General features: G+C 33.6%; 22 protein-coding genes. 18 read left to right on the top strand and 4 right to left on the bottom strand.

Features of this window, described 5'->3' with window-relative positions; all coding sequences use genetic code 11:
* Nucleotides 1-54: 54 nt before the first annotated feature.
* Both ACFQ0I_RS14445 and ACFQ0I_RS14440 read right to left on the bottom strand, forming a co-directional pair.
* Entirely contained in the window at nt 55-1,104 is a 1,050-nt protein-coding gene (locus ACFQ0I_RS14445) for a response regulator (RefSeq protein ID WP_379943451.1), read from the bottom strand.
* The gene (locus ACFQ0I_RS14440) at nt 1,101-2,345 is read right to left on the bottom strand and encodes a PAS domain-containing sensor histidine kinase (protein ID WP_379943449.1); all 1,245 of its coding nucleotides are present in this window, start codon (nt 2,343-2,345) and stop codon (nt 1,101-1,103) included. Before ACFQ0I_RS14440 ends, ACFQ0I_RS14445 begins: the two co-directional genes overlap by 4 nt.
* Nucleotides 2,346-2,555: 210 nt before the next feature.
* Between ACFQ0I_RS14440 and ACFQ0I_RS14435 the strand changes: the two genes are divergently transcribed.
* The 12 genes from ACFQ0I_RS14435 to ACFQ0I_RS14380 all read left to right on the top strand — a co-directional run bounded on the left by ACFQ0I_RS14435 (nt 2,556) and on the right by ACFQ0I_RS14380 (nt 16,678).
* Entirely contained in the window at nt 2,556-4,931 is a 2,376-nt protein-coding gene (locus ACFQ0I_RS14435) for a heavy metal translocating P-type ATPase (RefSeq protein WP_379943448.1), read from the top strand.
* Nucleotides 4,932-5,025: 94 nt separating this feature from the next.
* Entirely contained in the window at nt 5,026-5,220 is a 195-nt protein-coding gene (gene ccoS, locus ACFQ0I_RS14430; protein WP_379943446.1) for a cbb3-type cytochrome oxidase assembly protein CcoS, read from the top strand.
* 11 nt (nt 5,221-5,231) lie between these two features.
* On the top strand, nt 5,232-7,415 hold the full coding sequence (gene ccoN / locus ACFQ0I_RS14425; protein WP_379943444.1) for a cytochrome-c oxidase, cbb3-type subunit I: 2,184 nt from the start codon (nt 5,232-5,234) through the stop codon (nt 7,413-7,415).
* Between the two features lie 18 nt (nt 7,416-7,433).
* Nucleotides 7,434-7,619 carry a CcoQ/FixQ family Cbb3-type cytochrome c oxidase assembly chaperone gene (locus ACFQ0I_RS14420; RefSeq protein ID WP_379943442.1) on the top strand — a complete coding sequence of 62 codons (186 nt, stop codon included), beginning with the start codon at nt 7,434-7,436 and terminating at the stop codon, nt 7,617-7,619.
* Complete coding sequence (locus tag ACFQ0I_RS14415; protein ID WP_379943440.1) at nt 7,616-8,554, top strand: cbb3-type cytochrome c oxidase N-terminal domain-containing protein; 939 nt, start codon at nt 7,616-7,618, stop codon at nt 8,552-8,554. The genes ACFQ0I_RS14420 and ACFQ0I_RS14415 overlap by 4 nt, the downstream gene beginning before the upstream one ends.
* A gap of 80 nt (nt 8,555-8,634) precedes the next feature.
* Entirely contained in the window at nt 8,635-10,059 is a 1,425-nt protein-coding gene (gene ccoG / locus ACFQ0I_RS14410) for a cytochrome c oxidase accessory protein CcoG (RefSeq protein WP_379943438.1), read from the top strand.
* Nucleotides 10,060-10,288: 229 nt separating this feature from the next.
* On the top strand, nt 10,289-10,735 hold the full coding sequence (locus ACFQ0I_RS14405; protein WP_379943436.1) for a FixH family protein: 447 nt from the start codon (nt 10,289-10,291) through the stop codon (nt 10,733-10,735).
* Between the two features lies 1 nt (nt 10,736).
* A complete protein-coding gene (locus ACFQ0I_RS14400; RefSeq protein WP_379943434.1) occupies nt 10,737-11,438 on the top strand; it encodes a sulfite exporter TauE/SafE family protein in 702 nt (233 codons plus the stop codon).
* A 138-nt stretch (nt 11,439-11,576) separates the two neighbouring features.
* Nucleotides 11,577-12,251, top strand: coding sequence for a TetR/AcrR family transcriptional regulator (locus tag ACFQ0I_RS14395; RefSeq protein WP_379943432.1), 675 nt, complete (start codon nt 11,577-11,579; stop codon nt 12,249-12,251).
* A 2-nt stretch (nt 12,252-12,253) separates the two neighbouring features.
* On the top strand, nt 12,254-13,924 hold the full coding sequence (locus ACFQ0I_RS14390; RefSeq protein WP_379943430.1) for a peptidase domain-containing ABC transporter: 1,671 nt from the start codon (nt 12,254-12,256) through the stop codon (nt 13,922-13,924).
* Entirely contained in the window at nt 13,917-15,278 is a 1,362-nt protein-coding gene (locus ACFQ0I_RS14385; RefSeq protein WP_379943428.1) for an HlyD family secretion protein, read from the top strand. Before ACFQ0I_RS14390 ends, ACFQ0I_RS14385 begins: the two co-directional genes overlap by 8 nt.
* Entirely contained in the window at nt 15,275-16,678 is a 1,404-nt protein-coding gene (locus tag ACFQ0I_RS14380; RefSeq protein WP_379943426.1) for a TolC family protein, read from the top strand. The genes ACFQ0I_RS14385 and ACFQ0I_RS14380 overlap by 4 nt, the downstream gene beginning before the upstream one ends.
* A gap of 104 nt (nt 16,679-16,782) precedes the next feature.
* Here ACFQ0I_RS14380 and ACFQ0I_RS14375 read toward each other — a convergent pair whose 3' ends face one another.
* A complete protein-coding gene (locus tag ACFQ0I_RS14375) occupies nt 16,783-17,616 on the bottom strand; it encodes a universal stress protein (protein WP_379943424.1) in 834 nt (277 codons plus the stop codon).
* Between the two features lie 16 nt (nt 17,617-17,632).
* Nucleotides 17,633-18,997: an oxygen-independent coproporphyrinogen III oxidase gene (gene hemN, locus ACFQ0I_RS14370; RefSeq protein ID WP_379943422.1), complete on the bottom strand. Its 1,365-nt coding sequence runs from the start codon at nt 18,995-18,997 to the stop codon at nt 17,633-17,635.
* A 123-nt stretch (nt 18,998-19,120) separates the two neighbouring features.
* Between hemN and ACFQ0I_RS14365 the strand changes: the two genes are divergently transcribed.
* The 6 genes from ACFQ0I_RS14365 to ttcA all read left to right on the top strand — a co-directional run bounded on the left by ACFQ0I_RS14365 (nt 19,121) and on the right by ttcA (nt 26,273).
* On the top strand, nt 19,121-19,687 hold the full coding sequence (locus ACFQ0I_RS14365; protein ID WP_379943420.1) for a superoxide dismutase family protein: 567 nt from the start codon (nt 19,121-19,123) through the stop codon (nt 19,685-19,687).
* 75 nt (nt 19,688-19,762) lie between these two features.
* Complete coding sequence (locus ACFQ0I_RS14360; RefSeq protein ID WP_379943418.1) at nt 19,763-20,938, top strand: LETM1-related biofilm-associated protein; 1,176 nt, start codon at nt 19,763-19,765, stop codon at nt 20,936-20,938.
* A 68-nt stretch (nt 20,939-21,006) separates the two neighbouring features.
* Entirely contained in the window at nt 21,007-22,005 is a 999-nt protein-coding gene (gene lpxD, locus ACFQ0I_RS14355; protein ID WP_379943416.1) for a UDP-3-O-(3-hydroxymyristoyl)glucosamine N-acyltransferase, read from the top strand.
* Nucleotides 22,006-22,241: 236 nt separating this feature from the next.
* Nucleotides 22,242-23,765 (top strand): GNAT family N-acetyltransferase, encoded by a 1,524-nt coding sequence (locus ACFQ0I_RS14350; RefSeq protein WP_379943414.1) that lies wholly within the window; start codon nt 22,242-22,244, stop codon nt 23,763-23,765.
* A gap of 41 nt (nt 23,766-23,806) precedes the next feature.
* Nucleotides 23,807-25,342: a pyruvate kinase gene (locus ACFQ0I_RS14345; protein ID WP_379943412.1), complete on the top strand. Its 1,536-nt coding sequence runs from the start codon at nt 23,807-23,809 to the stop codon at nt 25,340-25,342.
* Between the two features lie 136 nt (nt 25,343-25,478).
* Nucleotides 25,479-26,273, top strand: a complete 795-nt coding sequence (gene ttcA, locus ACFQ0I_RS14340; RefSeq protein ID WP_379943410.1) for a tRNA 2-thiocytidine(32) synthetase TtcA — start codon at nt 25,479-25,481, stop codon at nt 26,271-26,273.
* Nucleotides 26,274-26,351: the final 78 nt, after the last annotated feature.

The raw sequence follows: 26,351 nt of genomic DNA, 5'->3' as shown, positions 1-26,351 counted from the left end.
CATGAAGCTAAATGATATATGACCAATATCATGTTTCACCCCTAAATGTGAAAATTAGTTGATTTGTTGCAGCTGATGGATGTCTAAAATCCTAATATTTCTGCCTTCTATTTCTATGATACCCAAATCTTTGAAACCAGACAAGGTTCTTATTAAACTTTCTGTGGCAATTCCTGCAACCCCAGCCAAATCGTTACGAGATATCCTAATGGCTTCATCTGGTTTTCTGTTTAATTTTTCAGCAAATTTAAGAATTGTATTTGCTGTTCGTTTTTTTACAGAACTGTAAGCCATATGTAATAACTGATCTTTAACACCCGTTAAATCGTTGGTTATCATTTGTATTAACTCTAAAGTTACCTGATGATTATTGCTAAGAATATCTTTAAGATCGTTTTTAGAAATCGCTACTAAAGTGGTTTCTTTTACTGCAGTTGCTGTTTCTTGATACGGTATATTTTGAGTAAAAGAGGTATACCCAAATAAATCGTCTTCTTGATGTAAGGCCGTGGTAAGTTCTTTACCTTGTTCATCTAACTTATTACATTTAACAAGTCCTTTAGACACCAAATAAATGTAATTAGAATTTTGCCCTTCTTCATAAATAATTTCACCTTCAGAAAAATTTACCGACTTTCCATGATCATCAAAGAAATTCTTAAGATCATTTAACGATCTTAATTCGGGTTCAACTTCCTTAACATCGTCTTCTTTTTCTCTTAAATCTTTTAATATTTCTGCTTTTGCTAAACGACTTTCAATAGCACTTAAAAGTTCTTCTTCTTCAAATGGTTTAGTAATATAATCGTCGGCTCCCAAATCCATTCCTTTCCTAACATCTTTCCGCTCGGTCTTTGCTGATAGAAATATAAAAGGGATATGTTTTGTTTTTTCTTTATGAGAAAGCCCTTCTAAAACACCATATCCATCTAACTGAGGCATCATAATATCGCAAACAATAATGTCTGGCACCACATTTAATGCCGTTTCTAAACCAATTTTGCCATTCGCCGCAGTTATAACCTGGTAATTAGATAATTCTAATAACTCTGCGGTATTTTCTCTAAGAATAACATCGTCTTCTATCAATAAAATTTTTTTCATTGGGTTGCTTTATTTGGTAACATGATGGTAAATGTGCTTCCTTTATTTTCTTCACTCACAAAGTGAATGCTGCCTCCTAAATTCTCTAAATGACTTTTTACAATATTTAAGCCTATGCCCGTGCCTTGAGTAAGCAAAGCATTTTCTGCTCTGAAATAACGGTTAAAGATACTTTTTTGATCATTCAACGGTATACCAATACCATTATCTGAAATTATAAAAGTGGTCATGTTTTCATCTTGCTTTACTTTTATATCTACTACCGTGTTTTCAGATGAATATTTAATAGCATTATGTACCAGATTAGATAATGCCAATTCCACGATTTTTTCATCTTGAAACAGCGACATCTCATCAATATTTTCTGGGTAATTAATTTTTTGACCTTCTTTTAATAGCATGTTGGCGTTATATACCACTTCGTTTACTACTTTACTTAACTTAAAATTGTTGAATTTATAATTAATTTTTCCAGTCTCTAATTTTTCAATAGATAAAAAATCGTTTAAAATATTGTTTAAATAATGTACTTTATCCGTAATGGTTTTTACGTGTTTGTCGCGCTTATCCTGCTGGTCTGTTTGTTTATATTTCCCCAATAACATGGCGGAGGTTAAAATTCCACTTAACGGAGTTTTAAATTCGTGAGACACTAACGACAAAAACTTAGTTTTTAACTCATTAAGTTCCTTCTCTTTTTTTAGCGCACTGTTTATTTCATTTTGAGCCTCAATACGTTTTTTAATTTCGGCGTCTCTTTCAATATTTACCTTTTGAAGTTCTGAAACCATATTACTTAATGCTTGAGTACGTTCGTTAACCTTATTTTCAAGCTCGGTATTTAATATTTTTAACTGCTCTTCTTGTTGTTTTCTTATAGTAATATCAATAACCAGCGCCATAATGTAAGACTGACCATTAATATTTAACGGATTTAATCCTGCTTCTACAGGAAAAACACTCCCATCTTTTCGAGCTCCATACAAATCGCGTCCGCGTCCCATTTGCCTACTCTCTTGATGCTTTACAAAACCTTCAAAATGAGTCCCATGACCTGCATGGTATTTTTGAGGTATTAAAATATTAAGTTCCTTACCCTCAAGCTCCTCTTTAGTATAACCAAACATTTTTTCGGCCGATGCATTTGTAAGTACAATAATCTGCTTATGATCAACTACAACTACCCCTTCAGATACTGAAGCAAAAAGTACATTAAAAATATCTTTTTCGTTTTCTAACATTAAAACAGACTCTTTTTAGAATTAATAATAGTCAGTAGTGCATCGTAAAACCTATTGTTATAACTTTTATTTGGGCAATTACCGCATCGCTTAATTATAATCATACCTTATTATTGAAGCGGTGTAAAAATAAACAAAACATGATAAATATCATATTTATTAACAACAACATTTTTATTTTTGTTGCAGGTAAAATTGAGCAAATAATAAATGAGTAAAGACTCTTGTTTTCATTGTGGTTTAGACGCATCTACGTCTAACATTACTTTTGATGGCAAACCATTTTGTTGTAATGGCTGTAAAACGGTTTACGAAATATTTTCTGAGAACGATTTAACATGCTATTACGATTTACAGCAAACCCCAGGTGCAACGCCAAAAGACATTGAAGGCAAATACAACTTTTTAGAGAACAGCAAAATTATTGAGCAATTACTGGAATTTAATGATGGTGAAACTCAAATAATAACGCTTTACATTCCGCATATTCATTGTAGTTCTTGCATTTGGATTTTAGAAAATCTGAATAAATTACATCCTTCTATTAATGCTTCTACGGTAAACTTCGGCAAAAAAACGGTTCGGGTTACTTTTAATTCTACTACGCTTACTTTAAAAAATCTTGTAGAACTTTTAAGCAGAATTGGCTACGAACCTTTTATTAGTTTAGACGATTACAGTGTTGGAAAAAAACATATTGACCGGTCCTTAATCTACAAATTAGGAATTGCTGGATTTGCATTTGGGAATGTGATGTTTTTATCGTTTCCAGAATATTTTCAAGTGGGCGAATTTTGGCTCGAGCAATTTAAACCTATGTTTAGATGGCTTATGTTCGCGTTTTCGGTACCTGTTGTTTTTTATTCCAGTCAAGATTATTTTATTTCGGCTTTCAAAGGGCTCCGTTCCAACATTTTAAATATTGATGTCCCTATCGCATTAGGCGTTACGGTTTTATTCATAAGAAGTACTATAGAAATTATTCTCGATTTAGGCTCTGGTTTCTTTGATAGTTTAACCGGATTAATTTTCTTTTTGCTGTTAGGGAAGTTTTTTCAGCAAAAAACCTATTCCTTTTTATCTTTTGAACGTGATTATAAATCGTATTTCCCTATCGGAATTACAAAAATAAATCACGATGGTAGCGAAGAATCTATTCAAGTTTACGATATCGAAAAAGGCGACCGTCTGTTAATACGCAATGAAGAATTAATCCCTGTAGATTGCATTTTAATAAAAGGAAAAGCTAAAATAGATTACAGTTTTGTAACAGGCGAATCTAAAACCGTTTCGAAACAATCTGGCGACAAATTATTTGCGGGAGGAAAACAATTAGAAGGAAGTATTGAAGTAGACGTTTTAAAATCTGTAGAACAAAGTTACCTCACACAGCTTTGGAGTAACGATGTTTTTAAAAAGGATAAATCTTTAGCGTTTACAAACATCACGAACCAAATAAGCAAACGTTTCACAATTAGTATTTTAATTATCGCTTTTATAGCCACAACCTATTGGTTATTTGCAGATTCTAGCAAAGCACTTAACGTTTTTACATCGGTATTAATTATTGCATGCCCCTGTGCCTTAGCGCTGGCAGCACCTTTTACTTTTGGAAATGTATTACGCATTCTTGGTAAGAAAAAGTTTTATTTAAAAAACGCCAGTGTTATAGAACAATTAGCTAAAATAAACACCATCATTTTTGATAAGACCGGTACTATAACCGCCAATAAAGAAACAAGCATAAGTTACGAAGGATTAAAACTTTCAAACCATGAAGAATCCTTGCTAAAAAGCACTTTGCGTGGATCGAACCATCCGTTAAGTAGATCGCTTTATAAACTGCTCGACGAACATGATATTCTTACATTAGATACTTACCAGGAACATTTAGGACAAGGTATTGAAGCCAAATACAATAACCAAAATATAAAAATTGGTTCGGCGCCATTTGTTGGTAATACTTCTGAAGTTTCAACGCTAAATACCACTGTTCATGTTAGTACAAACAACCAATACAAAGGAAAGTTTACATTTTATAACGCTTATCGAAAAGGACTTTCCCATTTATTTAATACCCTAAAAAAAGAATACGACTTGGCCATTCTTTCTGGTGACAATGAAGGAGAAAAAGAAAATTTAACTAAATTACTACCCACAAAAACCAAATTACTTTTTAACCAAAAGCCAGAAGATAAATTGGAATATATAAAATACCACCAAACAGAAGGCGCTCAAGTACTTATGATTGGCGATGGTTTAAACGACGCCGGCGCTTTAGCACAAAGCAACGTTGGGGTGGTGATTTCAGAAAATGTGAATGTTTTTTCTCCTGCCTGTGATGCTATTTTAGACGCTTCAAAATTTAACCAATTATATAATTACATTAAAACATCAAAAACAGCCATAACAGTTATTAAATGGAGTTTTGTACTGTCATTTATATATAATATCATCGGGTTATATTTTGCTGTAACTGGTCAATTATCACCTGTGGTCGCCGCTATATTAATGCCATTAAGCTCCATTAGCATTGTAGCATTCACCACGATAACAACAAATATATTATGTCGTAATTTAGAGTAACATTTGTGACATATACTAAAAACAAAAAATATGACATTTGTCATATTTTAGACTAAACTATGAAAGTAATTTTGAAGCTTAACTTCAAGTAGGTATGAGTGTTATTTACGTTTTATTAACCATAAGCATTATTGTGGCTGTTGTGTTTTTTATAGCTTTTATTTTAGCTGTAAAAAGCGGACAGTTTGATGATAGTTATACCCCGTCTGTAAGAATGTTGTTTGAAGACGAACTCGTTAAAGAAAAATCAAAAAAACCAGAAAAATCAATACTAACCAATAAAGATTAATATTTACAACTATGGAAATGCAACAATTTCATTACGATAATAAAATCGTTACAAAATTCATCTATGCAACAATAGTTTTTGGAGTGGTGGGAATGTCGGTAGGATTACTACTGGCTTTTATGTTTTTATTCCCAAATTTAACCGATGGAATTTCATGGCTAAGTTTTGGTAGATTACGACCGCTACACACCAACGCTGTTATTTTTGCATTTGTGGGCAATGCTATGTTTGCAGGTATTTATTACTCTTTACAAAGATTGTTAAAGGCGCGCATGGCGAGCGATCTTTTAAGTAATATAAACTTCTGGGGATGGCAACTTATTATTGTTGCCGCTGCGATAAGTTTACCGCTAGGTTATACCAGTTCTAAGGAATACGCAGAATTAGAATGGCCAATCGATATTGCTATTGCACTCATTTGGGTTGTTTTCGGTGTTAACATGATTTGGACCATTTTAAAAAGAAGACAGCGTCATTTATATGTAGCCATTTGGTTTTATATCGCCACCTTTGTAACTGTTGCAGTGCTTCATATTTTTAATAGTTTAGAACTTCCTGTTAGTGCCATGAAAAGTTACTCGGTGTATGCCGGTGTACAAGATGCCTTGGTACAATGGTGGTATGGACACAATGCGGTGGCATTCTTTTTAACTACTCCTTTTTTAGGTTTAATGTACTATTTTGTACCTAAAGCGGCTAACAGACCTGTTTATTCTTATAGACTTTCTATTGTACACTTCTGGTCTTTAATTTTTATCTATATCTGGGCTGGACCTCATCACTTATTATATACGGCTTTACCAGAATGGGCGCAAAATTTAGGTGTAGCTTTCTCAGTAATGTTATTAATGCCTTCTTGGGGTGGTATGATTAATGGTTTATTAACCCTTCGTGGAGCCTGGGATAAAGTACGTATTGATCCTGTTTTAAAATTTTTAGTAGTAGCCATCACCGGATATGGTATGGCAACGTTTGAAGGTCCTACCCTATCATTAAAGAACGTAAACGCTATTGCCCACTTTACCGATTGGATTATTGCGCACGTACACGTTGGTGCATTGGCTTGGAATGGCTTTATGGCATTTGGTATTATATATTATTTAATTCCAAGATTATTTAAAACCAAACTATATTCTGTAGGGTTGGCTAATTTACATTTCTGGTTAGGTACCTTAGGTATCATTATGTACGCGCTTCCTATGTACGTTGCTGGTTTTACTCAGGCAAGTATGTGGAAACAATTTAATCCTGACGGAACTTTAACTTATGGAAATTTCTTGGAAACAGTTGCCGAAATAATGCCAATGTACTGGATGCGTGCTATAGGTGGTACGTTATACATAGCAGGTATGTTTATATTGGTTTACAATATAATTGTAACTATTAAAAACGGAAGTAAGGTAGAAGACGAATTAGCCGAAGCCCCTGCATTAGAACGTGTTACTAACAAACGCACTAAAGGTGAAGGATGGCATACATGGTTAGAGCGCAGACCCGTGCAACTAACTATATTAGCAACTGTAGCTATTTTAATTGGAGGTGTTGTTCAAATTGTACCAACCATTATGGTAAAATCGAACATTCCAACAATTGCAAGCGTTAAACCCTATACACCTTTAGAATTAGAAGGGCGTGATATCTATATCCGTGAAGGATGTGTTAGCTGTCACTCACAAATGATACGCCCTTTTAGAAGTGAAGTAGAACGCTATGGCGAGTACTCTAAAGCGGGTGAATATGTTTACGACCATCCATTTTTATGGGGAAGTAAACGTACCGGTCCAGACTTACACCGCGTAGGAGGCAAATACTCAGACAACTGGCACTTTAACCACATGTACGATCCGCAAAGCACCTCATCGGGTTCTATAATGCCTCGTTACCAATGGTTAATTAAAAATGAGTTAGACAAGTCGCAAACCGAAGCCAAAATGAAAACCATGGTGGCTCTTGGTGTTCCTTATTCAGACGAAGAAATTACCAATGCACAAGCAAATATGCTGGCACAGGGCACTTTAATAGAACAAAATTTATACGCAGATCCTGATTTTGTAAATGCTTACGAAGCAGATAAAAAATATGCTGCAGAAAATGGTGAGAGTTTTGTTGAAATGAAAAATCGTGAGATAGTTGCTGTAATAGCTTATTTACAGCGTTTGGGCACCGATATAAAAGTAGAAACAGCTGAAAATTAACCGTTAAAATTTAGAATTATGTTGAAATTTGTAAAAGGTTATATGGATAGTATTGATGGTATAGAAATTTACCCAATTATTTCATTACTCATATTTTTCACATTTTTTGTAATTCTTTTTTGGTGGGTATTTACAGCCAAAAAAGAGTATATAAAAACTGTTAGCAACCTTCCATTAGACAATCAAAACGACCAAATATTATGAGAAATTTAATTCCATCTTGGGTAAGAGTACCCATAGTATTCTTTATCATTTTCGGAGTTGTAGAATACGTTATCGATTCTGGTAATCAACCCGCATTTATAAAATATCCAGCTGTATTACTTTTTCTTTTGTTGGTTCTATTAATCCTAATTGCCATTGAAGCCATTGTGGGTGCGTTAGAAAATGTGATGCTTCAAAAATTAGACGAAGAAGCTAAAGCACGTTTTTTAGCTGAAAAAGAAAAAAGCTATCAGTTTACATGGATTAAAAATATCTATAACAAATTAGTAGGTACCACAAAACCTATTGAAGAAGAAGATGAAATTATTCTAGATCATAATTACGATGGCATTAAAGAATTAGACAACAACTTACCGCCATGGTGGGTATGGGGATTTTATGCTTCCATAGTATTTGCTGCTATTTATCTTTTAAGATTTCATGTATTTAGTGGCCCTACGCAAATAGATGAGCTAGAAACCGAATTAGCACAAGCGAAAATCGCTGTTGAAGAATACAAAAAAACAGCAAAAGATTTGGTGGACTTTAATACTGTAGAATTATTAACAGATGCTGCGGATTTAAGTGCAGGAAAAGGCATCTTTGAAACCAATTGTGTTGCTTGCCATATGGCCGATGGTGGAGGTGGAATCGGACCCAATTTAACAGACAACCATTGGATTTTAGGTGGCGGTATTAAAAACGTTTTTAAAACCGTTTCTGAAGGTGGACGTTCTGGTAAAGGAATGATTGCTTGGAAAGCGCAATTAAAACCAGCGCAAATTGCACAAGTAGCTAGCTATGTATTAAGTTTACAAGGTACTACGCCAGCAAATCCAAAAGAAGCAGAAGGCGATATTTGGGGAGATGCAACGCCAGCACCAACAGAAACGACCACCACAACAACAGACTCTTTATCAACTAACATAAATTAAACTATTGCCAAGAACCAAGAATAATGTTTTAATGATTTGGTTTTCTTTATTTATTCTTGGTTCTTTTTTAAAAATTATTCATGGAAACTCCAGAAAACGAAGTATTTAGAGATTCTATTGCGACAATAGATGAAAAAGGGAAACGTGCATGGGTATTTCCAAAAAAACCTAGTGGCACCTTTTACAAATACAGAAAACTAGTTAGCTATTTTTTATTAGGCTTCTTAATTCTGGCTCCTTTTATAAAAATAAACGGGAACCAGTTTTTAATGTTTAACGTTTTAGAGCGTCGCTTTAATATTTTTGGTTTTCCGTTTTGGCCACAAGATTTTTATCTTTTTGTAATCTCAATGCTTATTGGCGTTGTGTTTATTACACTTTTTACAGTGGCATTTGGTAGAATTTTCTGCGGTTGGATTTGTCCGCAAACCATTTTTATGGAAATGGTTTTTAGACGCATAGAATATTGGATTGAAGGAGATAGAGGCAAACAAATTAAATTAGCTAAACAACCCTGGAATGCTGAAAAAATTAGAAAAAAAGGATTAAAATTTATTGTCTTTTTAATAATTTCTTTTGTTATCGCCAATGTGTTTTTAGCCTATTTAATAGGTAGCGATAAACTTATACAGTATATTAAGGATGGTCCTTTAAGTCATGTAAGCACCCTAGTGTCGTTACTTATTTTTACCGCTGTTTTTTATTTTGTTTTCGCTTGGTTTAGAGAACAAGTTTGCATTATAGCTTGTCCTTACGGAAGATTACAAGGGGTTCTTTTAGATACTAAATCTATTGTTGTGGCGTACGACCATAAACGTGGAGAAGCAGAAAATGGCAGGAAGAAGTTTAGAAAAAATGAAGATAGAAAAGCCTTAGGATTTGGCGATTGTATTGACTGTAAACAATGTATTCATGTGTGTCCCACAGGAATTGACATTAGAAATGGTACACAGTTAGAATGTATAAACTGTACCGCCTGTATAGACGAATGCGATCATATAATGGAAAGTATAAACCTTCCAAAAGGTTTAATTCGATATGCAAGTGAAGAAAATATAAGTAACAAAACACCCTTTAAACTTACAGCAAGAATAAAAGGATATATTGCAGTTTTAGTCATTTTAACAGGCTTACTTACTGGCATGCTGTTTTTAAGAAATGATGTTGAAGCTTCTGTATTAAGATTACCCGGACAATTATTTGAACATAAAGAAAACAATATAATTAGCAACGTATTTACTTATAAACTAGTTAACAAAACCACTAAGGAAATTGAAAATGTGAGTTTTAAATTGTTATCGCATAAAGGAACTTTAAAACTGGTTTCTACTGGTAATAGTATTTTAGTACCTAGTAAAGGTATTGCCCAAGGTACTTTTTTTGTGGAAATTAATAATTCGGCGCTATCGGGCGACAGAAATAAAATAAAAATTGGTGTTTACCAAGGTGATAATTTAATAGAAACAGCAACGGCAAATTTTTTAGGACCACGAAGTTTTAAATAAAGTTTCTTTCTACGGAAATAGTTACTTTTTGTGTCATTTTAAAATTTGAAATTTGTAGATAGGCAACTCTAATAGAGGTTAGAAAATTAGTTAGCAAATAGGTGCATTAGGGATTGAGGCGGCATCCTTTTTGAAAAAAAGATATAGCCGAAAGCCCGACCCTGAAAGGGGAATGCCAAAAACATAATAAAATTCCTTTTTTGGAAGGAATTGACAAAACATTTAGACTATGAAAATTAATTGGGGAACTGGTATTGTATTAGCGTTTATTGGCTTTATTAGCTTTATTCTGTACTTCGTTATTTCTATGAATTTTAATAGTAAATACGACCATGATTTGGTTGTGGAAGACTATTATGGTGAAGAATTAATGTACCAAAACGATATAAACAAACTGAAGAATTCGAAAAAATTAAGCGACAATATTAGTTACCAAAAAACAGACGCGGGGTTACTGATACAGTTTCCAAAAGATTTCGATCCTTCAAAAATAACAGGAAATGTGTTCCTATATAGACCATCTAACAAACAATTAGATTTTGATACTGCTATTTCAATATCTAAAACTTATTTGCTCATACCTGACAACCGTTTGGTAGATGGTCGATGGAACATTAAAATTGATTGGCAATATAACGGAAATTCTTATTTGTTTAAAGAATCAATAATTTATTAATATGCTTTATTCGGCATTTGTTTTAGGGTTTTTAGGAAGTTTTCACTGCATTGGCATGTGCGGACCCATCGCCTTTATGCTACCTGTAGACCGAACAAATGCGTTGAAAAAAGTGTCGCAAATAACTATTTATCATATTGGTAGATTGTTATCGTATAGCATTATTGGACTTATTTTTGGGCTGATTGGAAGAAGTCTCTACATCTTTGGGTTTCAGCAACAACTATCTATAACAATTGGAGTTTTAATGATTGTAATTGTATTAATTCCCCAAGCTTTATTTAATAAATATAATTTTTCGAAACCTATTTATAAACTCATTTCTAAGGTAAAATCAGCTTTAGGTAGTGCCTTAAAGAAAAAAACATTAGACACCTTTTTAACCATTGGTTTTCTTAATGGCTTTTTACCTTGCGGACTCGTTTATATGGCTCTTTTTGCTGCTATTGCCGGCGGAAATGCTTTAAATGGAAGTATCTATATGCTTGTTTTTGGACTTGGAACGGTACCGTTAATGACAACCGCTATTTATTTCGGACATTTTTTAAAAGGTAGTGTACGCCAAAAAATACATAAGGCAATTCCTGTTTTTGTTATCATTATTGGTATTCTTTTTATTCTTCGTGGTTTAGGTTTGGGCATTCCGTACATCTCTCCTGCCCCAATTAACGAGATGGTTTCTGGAAGCATGAACTGCCATTAAGCCAGTGTTTACAGTGCTTTTCACGATTAATTAATTCCTATTTTCAATATATCTGTAAATTTTTATATAAAAAACTAATAGTTTTATTTTTTATTTTAATAGTATTGCTATTATATTTGCACATTAAATAATTGCAGTATGAATAGCTTACTATCGAACTTAAAAATATCGGTGCCTGAAAAAATATATGTGAAACACCCAGAATCTTCCGAATTGGGAAAACGCATTGTAGAACACAGTATCATTTTAATAAGCAACATAGGTTTTGATGCTTTTACATTTAAAAAACTAGGAACGGCTATAGGTTCGAACGAAAGTTCGCTTTATAGATACTTTGAAAGCAAACACAAACTTTTGCTATACTTAACATCGTGGTATTGGGCATGGATTGAATACCAGCTAGTTTTTGAAACCCACAACATTTCTAACAAAAAAGAAAAGTTATTAAAAGCCGTTGAAGTTCTTACCCGAAGTACAAAACAAGATTCGAATTGCAGCCATATTAATGAAGAGTTACTTAATCAAATTATAATTAACGAAAACTCAAAATCCTTTTTAACAAAAGAAGTCGACCAAGAAAACAGAGATGGCTATTTTATAATCTATAAGCGGGTTGTAACTAGATTTAAAGACATGATTTTAGAGGTAGATGCTAAATATAAATATCCTTCTAGTTTAGCCAGCACCATTATTGACGGCAGTTTACACCAACACTTTTTAAAAGACCACTTTATAACTATAACAGACTGTAAAAAAGGTGTAACACCAACAGAATTCTATACAAATCTAATTCTAAAAACCTTAAACCAATAAATATGGCACAGCCAAGTATGACCCCATGGCAACGTTTAATAGGCCTTATTCAATTAGAGAAAAAAGATATTTTACAAATTTTTTATTATGCCATTTTCGCCGGTGTTGTGGCCTTATCGCTTCCTTTAGGTATTCAGGCAATTATTAATTTAATTCAAGGTGCGCAAATTTCTACATCCTGGGTGGTTCTGGTAACACTTGTAACGCTCGGAGTAGCATTATCTGGTCTTTTACAGCTTATGCAATTGCGTATTATAGAGACCATTCAACAACGCATATTTTTACGTTCTTCCTTCGAGTTAACTTACAGATTTCCAAAGATAAAGACGTCTGAACTTCGTAATTATTATCCGCCAGAATTAGCGAACCGTTTTTTTGATACCTTAATAATTCAAAAAGGATTATCTAAAATATTAATCGATATTCCAACAGCGGTGCTTCAAATATTATTCGCGCTCATATTACTTTCTTTTTATCATCCTTTCTTTATAATATTCGGACTCCTCCTATTAGTTTTGGTTTTTATCGTTTTTAAATTTACCGCTATTAGAGGTCTTGAAACAAGTTTAAAAGAATCTAAACATAAATATAAAGTCGCACATTGGATTCAAGAAATTGCACGAACCCTTATTAGTTTTAAACTATCTGGGATTACCAATTTAGGATTATCAAAAAATGACGAATTGGTTGCCGATTATCTTAAAGCCAGAGAAAGCCATTTTAAAGTTTTAATCGTTCAGTTTATACAAATGATTGGTTTTAAGGTGGTCGTTACTGCCAGTTTATTATTAATTGGAGGGGCATTAGTTTTAAACCAAGAAATGAATATCGGTCAGTTTGTTGCAGCAGAAATTATTATTTTACTTGTAATTGCATCGGTTGAAAAACTGATTCTAGGTTTAGAATCGTTTTACGATGTATTAACGTCTCTGGAAAAAATAGGCCAAATTCTGGACAAAGATTTAGAAAGCCATTATGGCGAAAAGCCTGAATATGATGACAATTTCAATATAGAATTCAATAAAGTTACTTATAAGGTACCTGAAAAAATTGAACCTATTTTAAAAGACATTTCGCTAAAAATTAACACCAAAAGCAGAATTCTAATATTAGGTGAAAGTGGTTCTGGAAAATCTACTTTATTAAGACTCATAGCCAGCGCCATAGAAGCTACGTCTGGGCACATTTATGTTAATAATTTATCAATTTCCAGTTTAAAACTTAATCACTATCGCGCACATTTGGGCATATCTTTAACCGAAGAAACACCATTTGAGGGTAGCATTAAAGCCAATTTAACAGTTGGAAATGAAAACATTACTAACGATGAGATTTTTAATACCCTTGAAAATGTTGGACTTCTCGAATTTATAAAAGAACAGCCTGAAGGTTTAGAAACCATACTCTATCCAGATGGCAAGCAAATGTCTCATACAGTTTCAAAAAAAATTGTTTTGGCACGCGCCATATTAAAAAAACCTAAAGTTTTAATTCTGGAAGATGCACTAGACCGTTTCAACCTTAAAGAAACAAGTTCTATTATTAATTATTTATCGCATCCAGATAGACCATGGGCGCTTATTGTTGTAAGTGGCGGCGACATTTGGAAATCGAAATGTACGCAAATCGTTGAATTAGATAAAGGTGAAATAAAAAACATTATACATGCTTAATATATCTCACAATAAAGTAAATGATAGGCTTGATTTATCAGAATTTAAATCTAGCAAAGACATTTTTAGCAAAACCTATTACAAACAGTTTAATAAAATTTTGCTTTCTGTAGCCATTTTTATAATTGTTGTACTGTTTTTGCCTTGGACCCAAAACATTACTGGTCAGGGTTCTGTTACGACCTTAAAACCAAGTCAACGTCCGCAAACCATCCAATCCCAAATACCAGGACGCATTGAAGAGTGGTTTGTGCAAGAAGGCGATTTTGTTAACCAAGGCGATACCATTTTAAGAATTTCAGAAATAAAAAGTGAGTATTTTGATGACCGACTTGTGGAACGAACAAATCAGCAAATTCAAGCTAAATCATCATCTGTTAACGCGTACCAAGAAAAGGTAGGCGCCTTAAACAGACAGATTTCAGCGCTGAGTAATGAACAAAATTTAAAATTCGAACAGACAAAAAACAAACTAATACAATCTCGCTTAAAAGTTAAAAGCGATAGTATTGATTTGGAAGCTGCTAAAACAAACCTTAGCATAGCAGAAAGACAATTCAACCGAACACAAACACTACAAAACGAAGGACTTAAAGCTGTTAAAGATGTAGAAGAAAAACGCCTTAAGCTGCAAGAAACACAGGCTAAATTGATATCGCAGGAAAACAAATTAATAACCAGTAAAAATGAAGTTTTAAATGCGCAAATTGACCTTTCTAGAATCAAGCAAGAATACATCGATAAAATTTCGAAAGCACAAAGTGATATGTTCTCCGCACAATCAAATCAATTTGACACCGAAGCCCAAGTATCTAAACTCGAAAACGACTTTACCAATTACAGTGTTCGTAACAGATTATTATACATCACAGCCCCGCAAAGTGGGTACATAAATAAAGCCTTACGAGGTGGTATAGGCATTACCTTTAAAGAAGGTGAAGAGTTAGTAGGAATTATGCCCGCAAAATATGACTTAGCTGTTGAGACTTATATAAAACCAATAGATTTACCATTAATTCACGTGGGTGAAAAAGTGCGTATTCAGTTTGATGGATGGCCTGCCATTGTTTTTAGCGGATGGCCAAACGTTTCGTACGGTACCTATGCGGCAAAAGTAATTGCTATTGAAAATTTTATCAGTGATAATGGAAAATACAGAGTTTTGTTGGCGCCAGATAAAAACGGACAAAAATGGCCAGAAGCAATACGCGTAGGTTCTGGCGCACGTACTTTTGCGCTTTTAGAAGATGTACCTATCTGGTTTGAATTATGGAGACAAATAAATAGTTTCCCTCCTAATTATTACCAACCTCAGGCTAAGGAAAAATCCGATTCAAAAGATTCAAAAAAATGAGAAGTCTTGTCATTTACATCGCTTTATTAATTAGTTGTACTACTGCTGCACAAGACAGTACTGCTACCATTAGCTTATCTGAGTATTTGGGTTACGTAAAAACGTTTCACCCCATTGTAAAACAAGCGAATCTAATAATTACTGAAAGCGAAGCGAAGCTTATGAAAGCGCGAGGTGCATTCGACCCAAAAATAGAAGTTGACTACGATCGCAAAAAATTTAAAAACACCGAGTATTACGATAAACTAAATGCTGCTTTTAAAATACCAACCTGGTATGGTATTGAATTTAAAGGAACTATTGAAGAAAATGATGGTTATTATTTAAACCCTGAATCTTTCGTGCCCGAAGACGGATTATACAGCGTAGGTGTTTCGGTATCGTTGGCGCGAGATTTATTAATTAACAAACGTATGGCGATGCTTAAGCAAGCTAAAATGTTTGTAAAACAAGCAAAAGCAGACAGACAATTATTGGTTAATAACATACTATACGATGCCACTATTACATATTTTAATTGGTTAAAATCATACAATGAAAAACGTGTTTACGAAGCGTTTTTAAGCAATGCAGAAATGCGATTTAACGGTATAAAAATGAGTTTTGAACAAGGTGAAGCCCCTGCTATAGACACCATAGAAGCTCGTATAGCGCTTAATGATAGAAAACTAAATTTAGAAAAAGCACGAATTAAATTTCTGAAATCTTCTTTGGAATTGTCTAATTATTTATGGTTAAATGACAATACACCTATCGAGCTCGAAGACAATATTATACCAGACACCAACACCTTTAATATAGTTGACGCCACTTTGAATACCTCTAATTTTGATATAGAAAATTTAAATTTAGACAATCACCCAAAAATGCAATCGTTAGACTATAAGCTAGAAAGTTTAACTTTAGAGAAACGTCTATCACTCAACAATTTGCTTCCAAAAATAGATTTACAGTATAATTTTCTATCTCAAACCCCAGAGATATCGAGGTCGTTTAGCACTGCGGCGTACAAAAGTGGGCTAAACGTTAGCATACCGCTATTTTTAAGAAAAGAACGCGCCGATTTAAAATTAGCTAAAATTAAAATGCAGGATACTGAATTCGAAATGCAAAGCACCAGGTTAAATTTAAAAAATAAAATAAAGGCCATTACGCAAGAACTCGATTCTTACATGTTACAAAATAAATACACTCTAGTAATTGTTAGCGATTACACGCAAATGTTAGATGCAGAAGAACGCAAATTCGATTTAGGTGAAAGCTCTCTTTTTTTGGTAAATGCTCGAGAATCAAAACTTATTGACTCTAAATTAAAAGCCATAGAATTAGAAAATAATTTCCTTAACACCAAAGCGAATTTATTTAATGTCTTAGCAATTTCTAATGTTGACACTGATTAAATCCTACACTAAATCAGCATACAAATAATTAAATAAAAAAAAAGGAACCGTTACTCCTTTAACAATTCCTTTTTCCAAAATTAGTCACACTATTAATTATACTTTCAAATTTTAAATGTTATTACTGGTAATGTTGCATGATTTGCCACATCTTCACCTATGCTACCTTCAAAAAAGTGAGCTAAACCTTTTTTACCACGCGTTGGCACTGCAATAATATCTGCTCCTATTTTATTCGCTAAATATATAATACCATCTTCTGCGGTATAATCAGACACATAATAAACGTCTTTCATCCTATCTAAATTTCCATCTGCCTTAGTAAAAAAGTTTACGACGCTCTTTTCTAATTCCGACGAACTTTTAAATCTTTCATTAGGCAAATTAACATTTACCATACAAAATTTAGCGCCTATTTTATCAAATAACTTAACAGCATTTATGTAGGGTTTAATAGATTCTTCAGCAAAATCGCAGGCAAAAACAACTTTTTCAAAATTAACATCTATACCACTGCTTTTTACTACTAGCACAGGAACATCAGAATTCCTAACAACACGCTCGGTGTTCGAGCCAATAAAAAATTCTTTCACACCACTGCTACCATGCGATCCCATAACTATTAAATCGGCATCATGTTTATGCGCTACATCGTTTACTTCGCCAAACACCTTAAAGTGCTTAATAATAGGTGTAACTTTTACATCTTTTAAATAATCTTTTTCAATAAACTTTTCAAATTTTTGCTCAGATAATTTATAGAAATAAACAGCCTTTTCATACTGCAAGCCATCGGAAGCTGTAAGCATAATATCCGACATTTCTAACATATGTAAAGCAAGTATTTCGGCATTATTTTTTTTAGCTAATTTAGCGGCCGTTTTTAATGCATATTCTGAGTGTTCAGAAAAATCGACAGGTACAATAATTTTTTTCATGAGATTTGGTATTTAATTAAACTGTCATCGAAAACAACTGTGTATCTGGTTGTTTTCGTTGTAATAATAAATCGAAAGCCATACAAATGTTTCTCACAAATGGCTGGCCTTTTGTTGTTACTTTAATATAGTTGGCATCTATTTCAAGTAACCCATCAACTTCCATTTCTTTTAATCTATTCAATACCTCTGGAAGCTCACTAAAATATAACGCATCTTGTGTCCAACTTGTTTTAAACTGACACATTAAATTTAGTATATGTTTTCTAATTATTAAATCTTCTTCGTTTAAAATATGTCCCCGATAAACTGGAATTAAGTTCTCTTTTAACAATTTGTAATAAGACTCGATGCTTTTTTCGTTTTGCGCAAATCCGTACCAACTATCGCTAATAGAAGAAACCCCCAATCCAATCATGGCTTTTGTTTTTGAGGCGGTATACCCCATAAAATTGCGGTGTAATTTTCCGCTTAGCATCGATTTATATAGTGTATCACTAGGTAATGCAAAATGGTCCATACCAATTTCATGATACCCTACCTCTGTTAACAATTGCTTTCCTAATTGATATTGCTGTCTTTTTAATTCGGCCGTAGGTAAATTAGATTCGTTAAAACCACGTTGCCCATTTCCTTTTATCCATGGCACGTGGGCATAACTGTAAAATGCCAAACGATCTGGTTGTAACTCTTTAGTTTTTAAAATCGTTTCCTTTACATGTTCGATAGTTTGAAAAGGCAAGCCGAAAATAATATCATGACCCACAGAAGTATAACCAATTTCTCTGGCCAATTCTGTAGCGCGTTTTACATTTTCAAAAGGTTGAATTCTATGAATGGCTTTTTGTACCGTTTCGTTATAATCCTGCACGCCGTAGCTTACGCGTCTAAATCCTACATCAAATAACGCCTGTAAATGTTCTTTGGTTGTATTATTTGGGTGACCTTCAAAACTAAACTCATAATTATCGGCTAATTCCGAATTTTTCAAAATACCGTTAATTAATCGTTTTAAATTTTCAGGACTAAAAAATGTTGGTGTTCCACCACCCAGATGCATTTCTTTTATAATGGGCTTTTCATTAAACAGCTCTAAATACAAATTCCATTCCTTTAAAACCGCATTTATATAAGGCGATTCTACGTTGTGTTGTGTTGTAATTCGCTTATTACACCCACAAAACGTGCACAAACTTTCGCAATAAGGCAAATGAATATAAATACTTATCCCTTCGGTAGCATTACTTTCATTAAAAGAATGTATTAAAGATGATTTCCAGTTTTTTAAAGAAAAGGTATCCTGATTCCAATAAGGAACGGTTGGATAACTTGTATAACGTGGTCCTGCTATATTATATTTATTCACTAAAAAACTCGACATACCTAACATTTATATTCAAAAGTATAAGAACAGCGCAACTAAAAACATGATATATGTCATATAGTTTATTTGCAATTCGCGCTAATAAATAGTAACTTTCCATTCAAATTAATTCCGAAAAATATGAAAAAAATAAGTTTATTGGTAATTGCAGTGATTTTCAGCATGACATCATGCAAAAATACAACAAAAACTACTGAAAATGAAACATCTACAACTGAAGCGAAAATAGCAGAACCAAAAACAATTACAGTTTCCCTCGAGCCAAAAAGCGATACGAATGTTAGCGGCGAAGTGGTGTTTACCGAAGAAAATGGTATAGTTACTATGAACGCTACTTTAAGTGGTTTAGCACCAGGTGAACACGCTATACATATACATCAATCGTCTGATTGCTCATCTCCTGATGGAACATCGGCTGGAGGACACTGGAATCCAACAAACCAACCACATGGAAAATGGGGCGCCGAATCAGGATTTCACAAAGGTGATATCGGAAATTTTATAGCCGATGAAAATGGCAACGGTAGCATCTCTATTTCTACAGACGAATGGTGCATTGGTTGTGGTGACGAAACCAAAGATATTTTAGGCAAAGGCATTATTGTACACGCTGGATTAGACGATTTTACCACACAACCTACAGGTGATGCCGGCGGGCGTGTAAGCTGTGGTGGCATTATTAAATAATTTAAAAAAAATTAATATGAATAAAGCTGCTTTAATGAGCAGCTTTTTTAATTTTACATCAGAAATTAAGTGACTATGAACCCATCGGGTAATGGCTGGATAAAAAAATTACTAAAAGAAGTTGCTAAAAACAATTCTTTCTTAAACCTAGAAAACGATACGTTTTATCGTGCTCTAAGAGATTGTGGCTTTATTTATGGAAGCAATTTTGATATTGTTTGCAATGTTGTAAAGCACAAAGATCTTACAGAAGAAGAACTTTGTAAAACTAATTTACTCTTAGCCTTACTTTACACCCATTCTAACGCCAATTCCGACATCCCATTTGCCGAAAGTGCGGTTAACTTTTATACCGAAATTAATGAACTTAAAACCTCGTACTTTTTAGGGTTTTTAGGAGAAAAAAAATCGAACGAACAACTCGAAAAAATAATACAAAAGCGTGTTCAAATTGACGACAATTTTATTACCAAAAACTTTAATTATTTCATTATAAATGCCTTGTTATATATAGATATTCTGGCTTATCAGGAGTATTTAAAAAACAATTCTATTTCGGTTGATTATATAAAAAATTTAGAAGCATCTATAGAAACTATTTCTATTAATGTGCTTGATTCTAAAGAGTCTAAAAATAAATACGACGACAGTTTAATTAAACTATTTGAGGCCTCTTTACGTTTTCATAGTCATGAGACTATAAGTTACCCGGAGGCCATCTCGAATATAAACAACGATTTAGAAAAATATTACATCTTGGATTTGGCATGTATGGCAACATGGAGTGATAAAACCATCGATAAAAATGAAAAATTATTTTTAATTCAATTAAGCACCGATTTACAGATTGACACTTCCAACATTAACGAATCTATTAAAACAGTAAACGCTTTTTACACCACCCACAAAGACCAAATTGCCTTATTAAATTCTAACAATATGGTACAGAGTTTTTATAAAAACTCGAGCAAAATGGTGAAAAAGTTAATTACCAGAAATAGCAAACGTCTTTATAATGAATTAAAAGGCAGCAAAGAATTAATGGTACTGCTTACACAATCTACCACCAGAGATTTAACCAACGAAGAACAAAAAAAGGTACAAGAACAACTTTTAGACATTTTTAAATCCATACCAAGTTTGGCTATATTTATGCTTCCAGGTGGAGCCTTATTATTACCGCTGGTAGTTAAATTTATACCAAAACTACTTCCTTCTGCTTTTGACGAAAACAGAATTGATGAAGAATAATGAGTAATCTATATTTTTTTTATTAGATTTACAAACACCTCATACTAACAATAAATCCAACTAAACTTTTGAAAAAATCGTATTCTATTGAAGAAATTAACAGCTATTTAAATGGCGAGTTAATTGGGACCACTACTCATTTAATTGAAGGTCCAGAACAATTACAAGCTGCGAAAAGCCATCATATTTCTTTTATAGGAAGTATAAAATATGCAAAATATTGGGCCGCTTCTAAAGCTTGTGCCGCCATTGTAAATGATAATTTAACTATGGAACCCATAGACAACAAGGCAATTATAAAAGTTAAAAATGCCGATTTAGCAATGGCTAAAGTGTTAGAATTGTTTAATCCGCCAGCTCCAGAATTCACAATAGATATTCACCCAACGGCAGTTATACACGATACGGCAATAATTGGTAAAGGTTGTAAAATTGGCGCCAATTGTTATGTTGGTAAAGATGTAGAACTGGGTGATAACGTTATTTTATACCCAAATGTTTGTGTTTTTGATGAAACCGTTATAGGTGAGAATACGGTGGTTTGGTCTGGCACTGTTATAAGAGAGCGTTGCATAATTGGTAGCCATTGTATTTTTCACACCAACGTAAGTATCGGTGCCGATGGGTTTGGATACAGACCTAGCGAAGATGGCCGAGGTTTGGTAAAAATACCTCAAATTGGAAATGTTATTATTGGCCATTATGTTGAAATAGGTGCTAATTCGTGCGTTGATCGTGCTAAGTTTAGTTCAACCATTATTGGCGACGGTTGTAAAATTGATAATTTAGTTCAAATAGCTCATAACAGCGTTATGGGACGTTTTTGTATTATGGCAGGACATAGCGGACTTGCGGGTTCTGTAACTTTAGGAGACGGCGTAATTATTGGAGGAAGTGCTTCTATAAAAGACCATACCACCATTCATTCTGGCGCTACTGTTGGCGCAGGTTCTGGGGTTGTTGGTGATGTAGAAGCGGGCAAAACCGTGTTGGGATATCCGGCACAAGATGCCAGAGATATGCTTAAACAATGGGTTGCCATGCGGCAGTTTATGAAAAAGCAATAATACTTTTTTGAGACCTAGAAATAGATTAAATTTACGTAGTATTTTTTGCGCTAGGGATAGCAGTGAAAATCCTTTTTAAAACTTTTAAACCTGTAACATTGGCAAACATTAAAAATTGACAAATTGCAGTATCGTTTTCCATAGCAAAAAGGTTTTAAAAAGATTGTAACGTATAGCCCGACCCCTGTGGTAGCGCCCAGATAATAAATTTTACTTTAATTAGATTTTACATTAAAATGATTGAGAATATCGAAAATATAGAATTACAGTTTTTAACCGTTGAGGACTACCAGGAGTTAAAAGAAGTAATGATTGAAGCCTATGCGACCATGCCAGGGTCTTACTGGGGAGAAAAGCAAATAAAAACACTTGTAGATAAGTTTCCTGAAGGACAGGTAATTATAAAAGTGAATGGGCACCTTGCTGGTTGTGCCTTGTCTATTATATTAGATTACAATCAATTTGACGACCACCATACTTACGAAGATATTACGGGAAATTATACCTTTAGTACACACACAGACAGAGGTGATGTGCTTTATGGTATTGATGTTTTTATAAAATCTGAATATCGGGGATTACGACTGGGCAGACGTTTATACGATTACCGAAAAGAACTTGCTGAAAAATTAAATTTAAGAGGGATTGCTTTTGGTGGCAGAATACCAAATTACCATAAGTATGCTGCCGAAATGAGCCCTAAAGAATACATCGATAAAGTTAGACGAAAAGAAATTCACGACCCTGTTTTAAATTTTCAAATATCGAATGATTTTCATCCGTCTAAAATTTTAAAAGGTTATTTAGAAGGCGATAAAGCTTCGAACGAATTTGCAGTGCTTTTAGAATGGGATAACATTTACTACGAAAAGAAATCTACCAAAGCCATTACAAAGAAAAAGGTAGTGCGACTTGGGTTAATACAATGGCAAATGCGATTGTATAATACTATGGAAGATTTGATGCAACAGGCCGAATATTTTATTGACGCCGTATCGGCTTACCGATCTGATTTTGCACTTTTCCCAGAATTTTTTAATGCTCCGTTAATGGCAGATCACAACCACATGCCAGAAAGTCAAGCCATTAGAGAATTAGCTGCATATACACCCATAATTGTGCAAAAGTTCTCAGAACTGGCTATTTCTTATAACATAAATGTTATTACCGGCAGTATGCCCGAATTAAGGGACGATTTGTTATACAACGTGGGCTATTTGTGCCGAAGAGATGGCACTACAGAACGTTATGAGAAGCTTCATGTAACACCCGATGAAGAAAAAGTTTGGGGTATGCAAGGCGGTAAAGAATTAAAAACCTACGATACAGACTGTGGTAAAATTGGGATACTAATTTGTTACGATTCTGAATTCCCAGAATTAAGCCGAATTTTGGCAGATGAAGGTATGGATATCTTATTTATTCCGTTTTTAACCGATACACAGAACGGTTATTCGCGCGTGCGCTATTGTGCACAGGCGCGTGCCATAGAAAACGAATGTTATGTTGCCATTGCAGGAAGTGTTGGTAATTTACCAAAAGTGCACAATATGGATATTCAGTTTGCACAATCGATGGTATTTACGCCATGCGATTTTGCGTTTCCCGCGAATGGTATTAAAGCTGAAGCGACTACAAATACAGAAATGATTTTAATTGCCGATGTTGATATTGATATGCTTCGCGAATTAAATCAGTTTGGAAGTGTTAGAAATCTTAAGGACAGACGACATGATTTATTCGAGTTGAAGAAAAAGTAACTCTTGTGGCAAGACATTTAACTGATTAAAATTGAGCCGTTATGAAAATAAAACAATTAGACGAAGAGTTAAGTGCTATTTTACAAGCCATCATTGATAACGAGTCTAAAATAAATGACATTATTTCAGACATTGATGAAGACTATAAACTAAGTGCTAAAAATTTATGCCGCTATTTAATTTTAAGAAGTTTCGATTTAAGAAAATATCACGATAGTTTGTCTGATTGTGGCGTATCATCTTTAGGTACCCTAGAGGGTTATGTGTATAGCAACCTTTATAATGTTATTAGAAATTTAAGATTAATTCAAGGATTACCTTTCGATAAAAAGTCGGATATCGAACTCATTGGCTACAAAAAAAGCAAAGACATAGTAAAGAAAAACGGTAACAAGTTATTTAACGAGGTTAAAAAAAATCATTTTACCGAAATCATGGTAACCTTACCCAATGAGGCTGCAAGCGATAAAAATATTATAAAAGATTTTGCCCTTAGCGGCATGAAAATAGCCCGGATAAATTTAAGCCATGGCGATATAGATATATGGTCTAAAATGGTGACGTATATTCATGAAGTTAAAGCTGAAACAGGTAAGGACGTAAAAATTTATATGGACTTATCTGGACCTAAAATAAGAACTTCGCAAATAGAAATTACAACTAAAAAAGGGGAAATAAGAAACTATATTAAAGTAAAAGTGGGAGACCACATTATTTTAACTGGCAATAAAACACTAGGCAGAAAATCGAAATTTGGAAATGATAACGAACAATTAGTTAAAGCCGAAATCGGCATTTCTTTACCGCAAATTTTAGACGATGTTAAAATAAACGACATGGTTTTATTTGATGATGGTATGGTAAAATCGACCGTAGTTTCTAAAAATGATAATGCTATTGAATTACTTATAACCGATTGCTACAAGACCAAAATAGGTTCACAAAAGGGCATTAATCTACCCAATACTAAACTAAAACTACCTGCGTTAACGCCGCGAGACATAGAATGTTTACCTTTTATTTGCAAACATGCCAATATTGTGGGGTATTCTTTTGTGCGATCGGGAGAAGATGTTAAGTTTTTATATGATCAATTAAGACCTTACAATGCCAAAAACTTAGGTGTTGTTTTTAAAATTGAAAACAACGAAGCTTTTGAAAACTTACCACAAATATTGTTGGAAGGCATGAAACACCATAAAATTGGAGTGATGATTGCTCGCGGTGATTTAGCTGTTGAAATTGGCTTTGAAAGAATCTCTGAAGTACAAAATCAAATTCTCTGGATCTGCGAAGCAGCTCACATTCCGGTTATCTGGGCAACCCAAGTGCTTGAAAACTTAGCAAAAACAGGTGTTCCAACAAGAGCTGAAATTAGCGATATTGTTCAGGGCATTCAGGCAGAATGTATTATGCTTAATAAAGGTCCTTACATAAATGAAGCCATTAAAATATTAAAAAATATTTCTGAACGTATGGAAGCGCATTCGTTTAAAAAGAAAAATTCTTTAAGAGCTTTAAATATCGCTATTCACTCTACAAGTCTGCTATTTAATAAAGAAAAAATAGCTCTTTAAAATTCCTTTATTTGTTTCTCCTTTTCGGATTTGTTTTACGCAACATTAATAAGTCGCATAATGCTAAACTAAAAAAATGGTATTCAAAAGCATTAAAATATAAGGTATTATAAATTTAAATAATATTTTTGCAGCCATGGAAACGATAGAACAGATTACAAAAAAATTACAACGCGCCACTGGTGAAGCTATAGAACAATTTTCGATGATTGAAGATGGCGATAGAATTATGGTTTGCTTATCTGGCGGCAAAGACAGCTATACCTTGCTACAAATGATGCTTCATTTTCAAAAAGTAGCCCGAATCTCGTTCGAAATTATTGCCGTAAACCTCGACCAAAAACAACCTGGTTTTCCAGTAGAAGTTTTGCCTAATTATTTAAGCCAATTAGGTGTTGACTATAAAATTATAGAGAAAAACACCTATAAAATTGTGTTAGAAAAAACGCCTGAGGGTAAAACAACCTGTAGTCTTTGTTCCAGATTACGTCGTGGTACCTTATACGAAGCCGCCAAGAATTTAAATTGTAATAAATTAGCGCTTGGTCATCATAGAAACGACATTATAGAAACATTCTTCTTAAACTTATTTTTCTCAGGAAAACTAGAAGCAATGTCACCAAAATTTAGAAACGATGCTGGCGATTTAGTAATTCTTCGTCCACTGGCATTCTGTAAAGAAAGTGATATTGAAGTGTATTCGGAGTATATGAATTTCCCAATTATTCCATGTAATTTATGTGGATCGCAAGAAAATTTACAACGTAAAAAAGTAAAACAAATGATAAGCGATTGGGAAACAGACTTTCCAGACAGAAGTTCTGTAATGATGAATGCTTTACAAAATGTGTATCCTTCGCACTTATTAGACCGAAAACTGTACGATTTTTCATTGCTTCAAGAGCTAGTTTCTAATGAAGCATTGTTGTAAGTATGTTTTAAAATCTTCAAAACATCAATAAAAATCATCCTTTGCGGTTATTTTATTAATCGCAAACTTTCCGCTGTT

Origin of the sequence: Mariniflexile aquimaris (assembly GCF_042676825.1) — a bacterium.
Classification (GTDB): Bacteria; Bacteroidota; Bacteroidia; order Flavobacteriales; family Flavobacteriaceae; genus Mariniflexile; species Mariniflexile aquimaris.
Note: the sequence above shows the minus strand (reverse complement) of the source record. Positions and strands in the feature narration are given on the sequence as shown.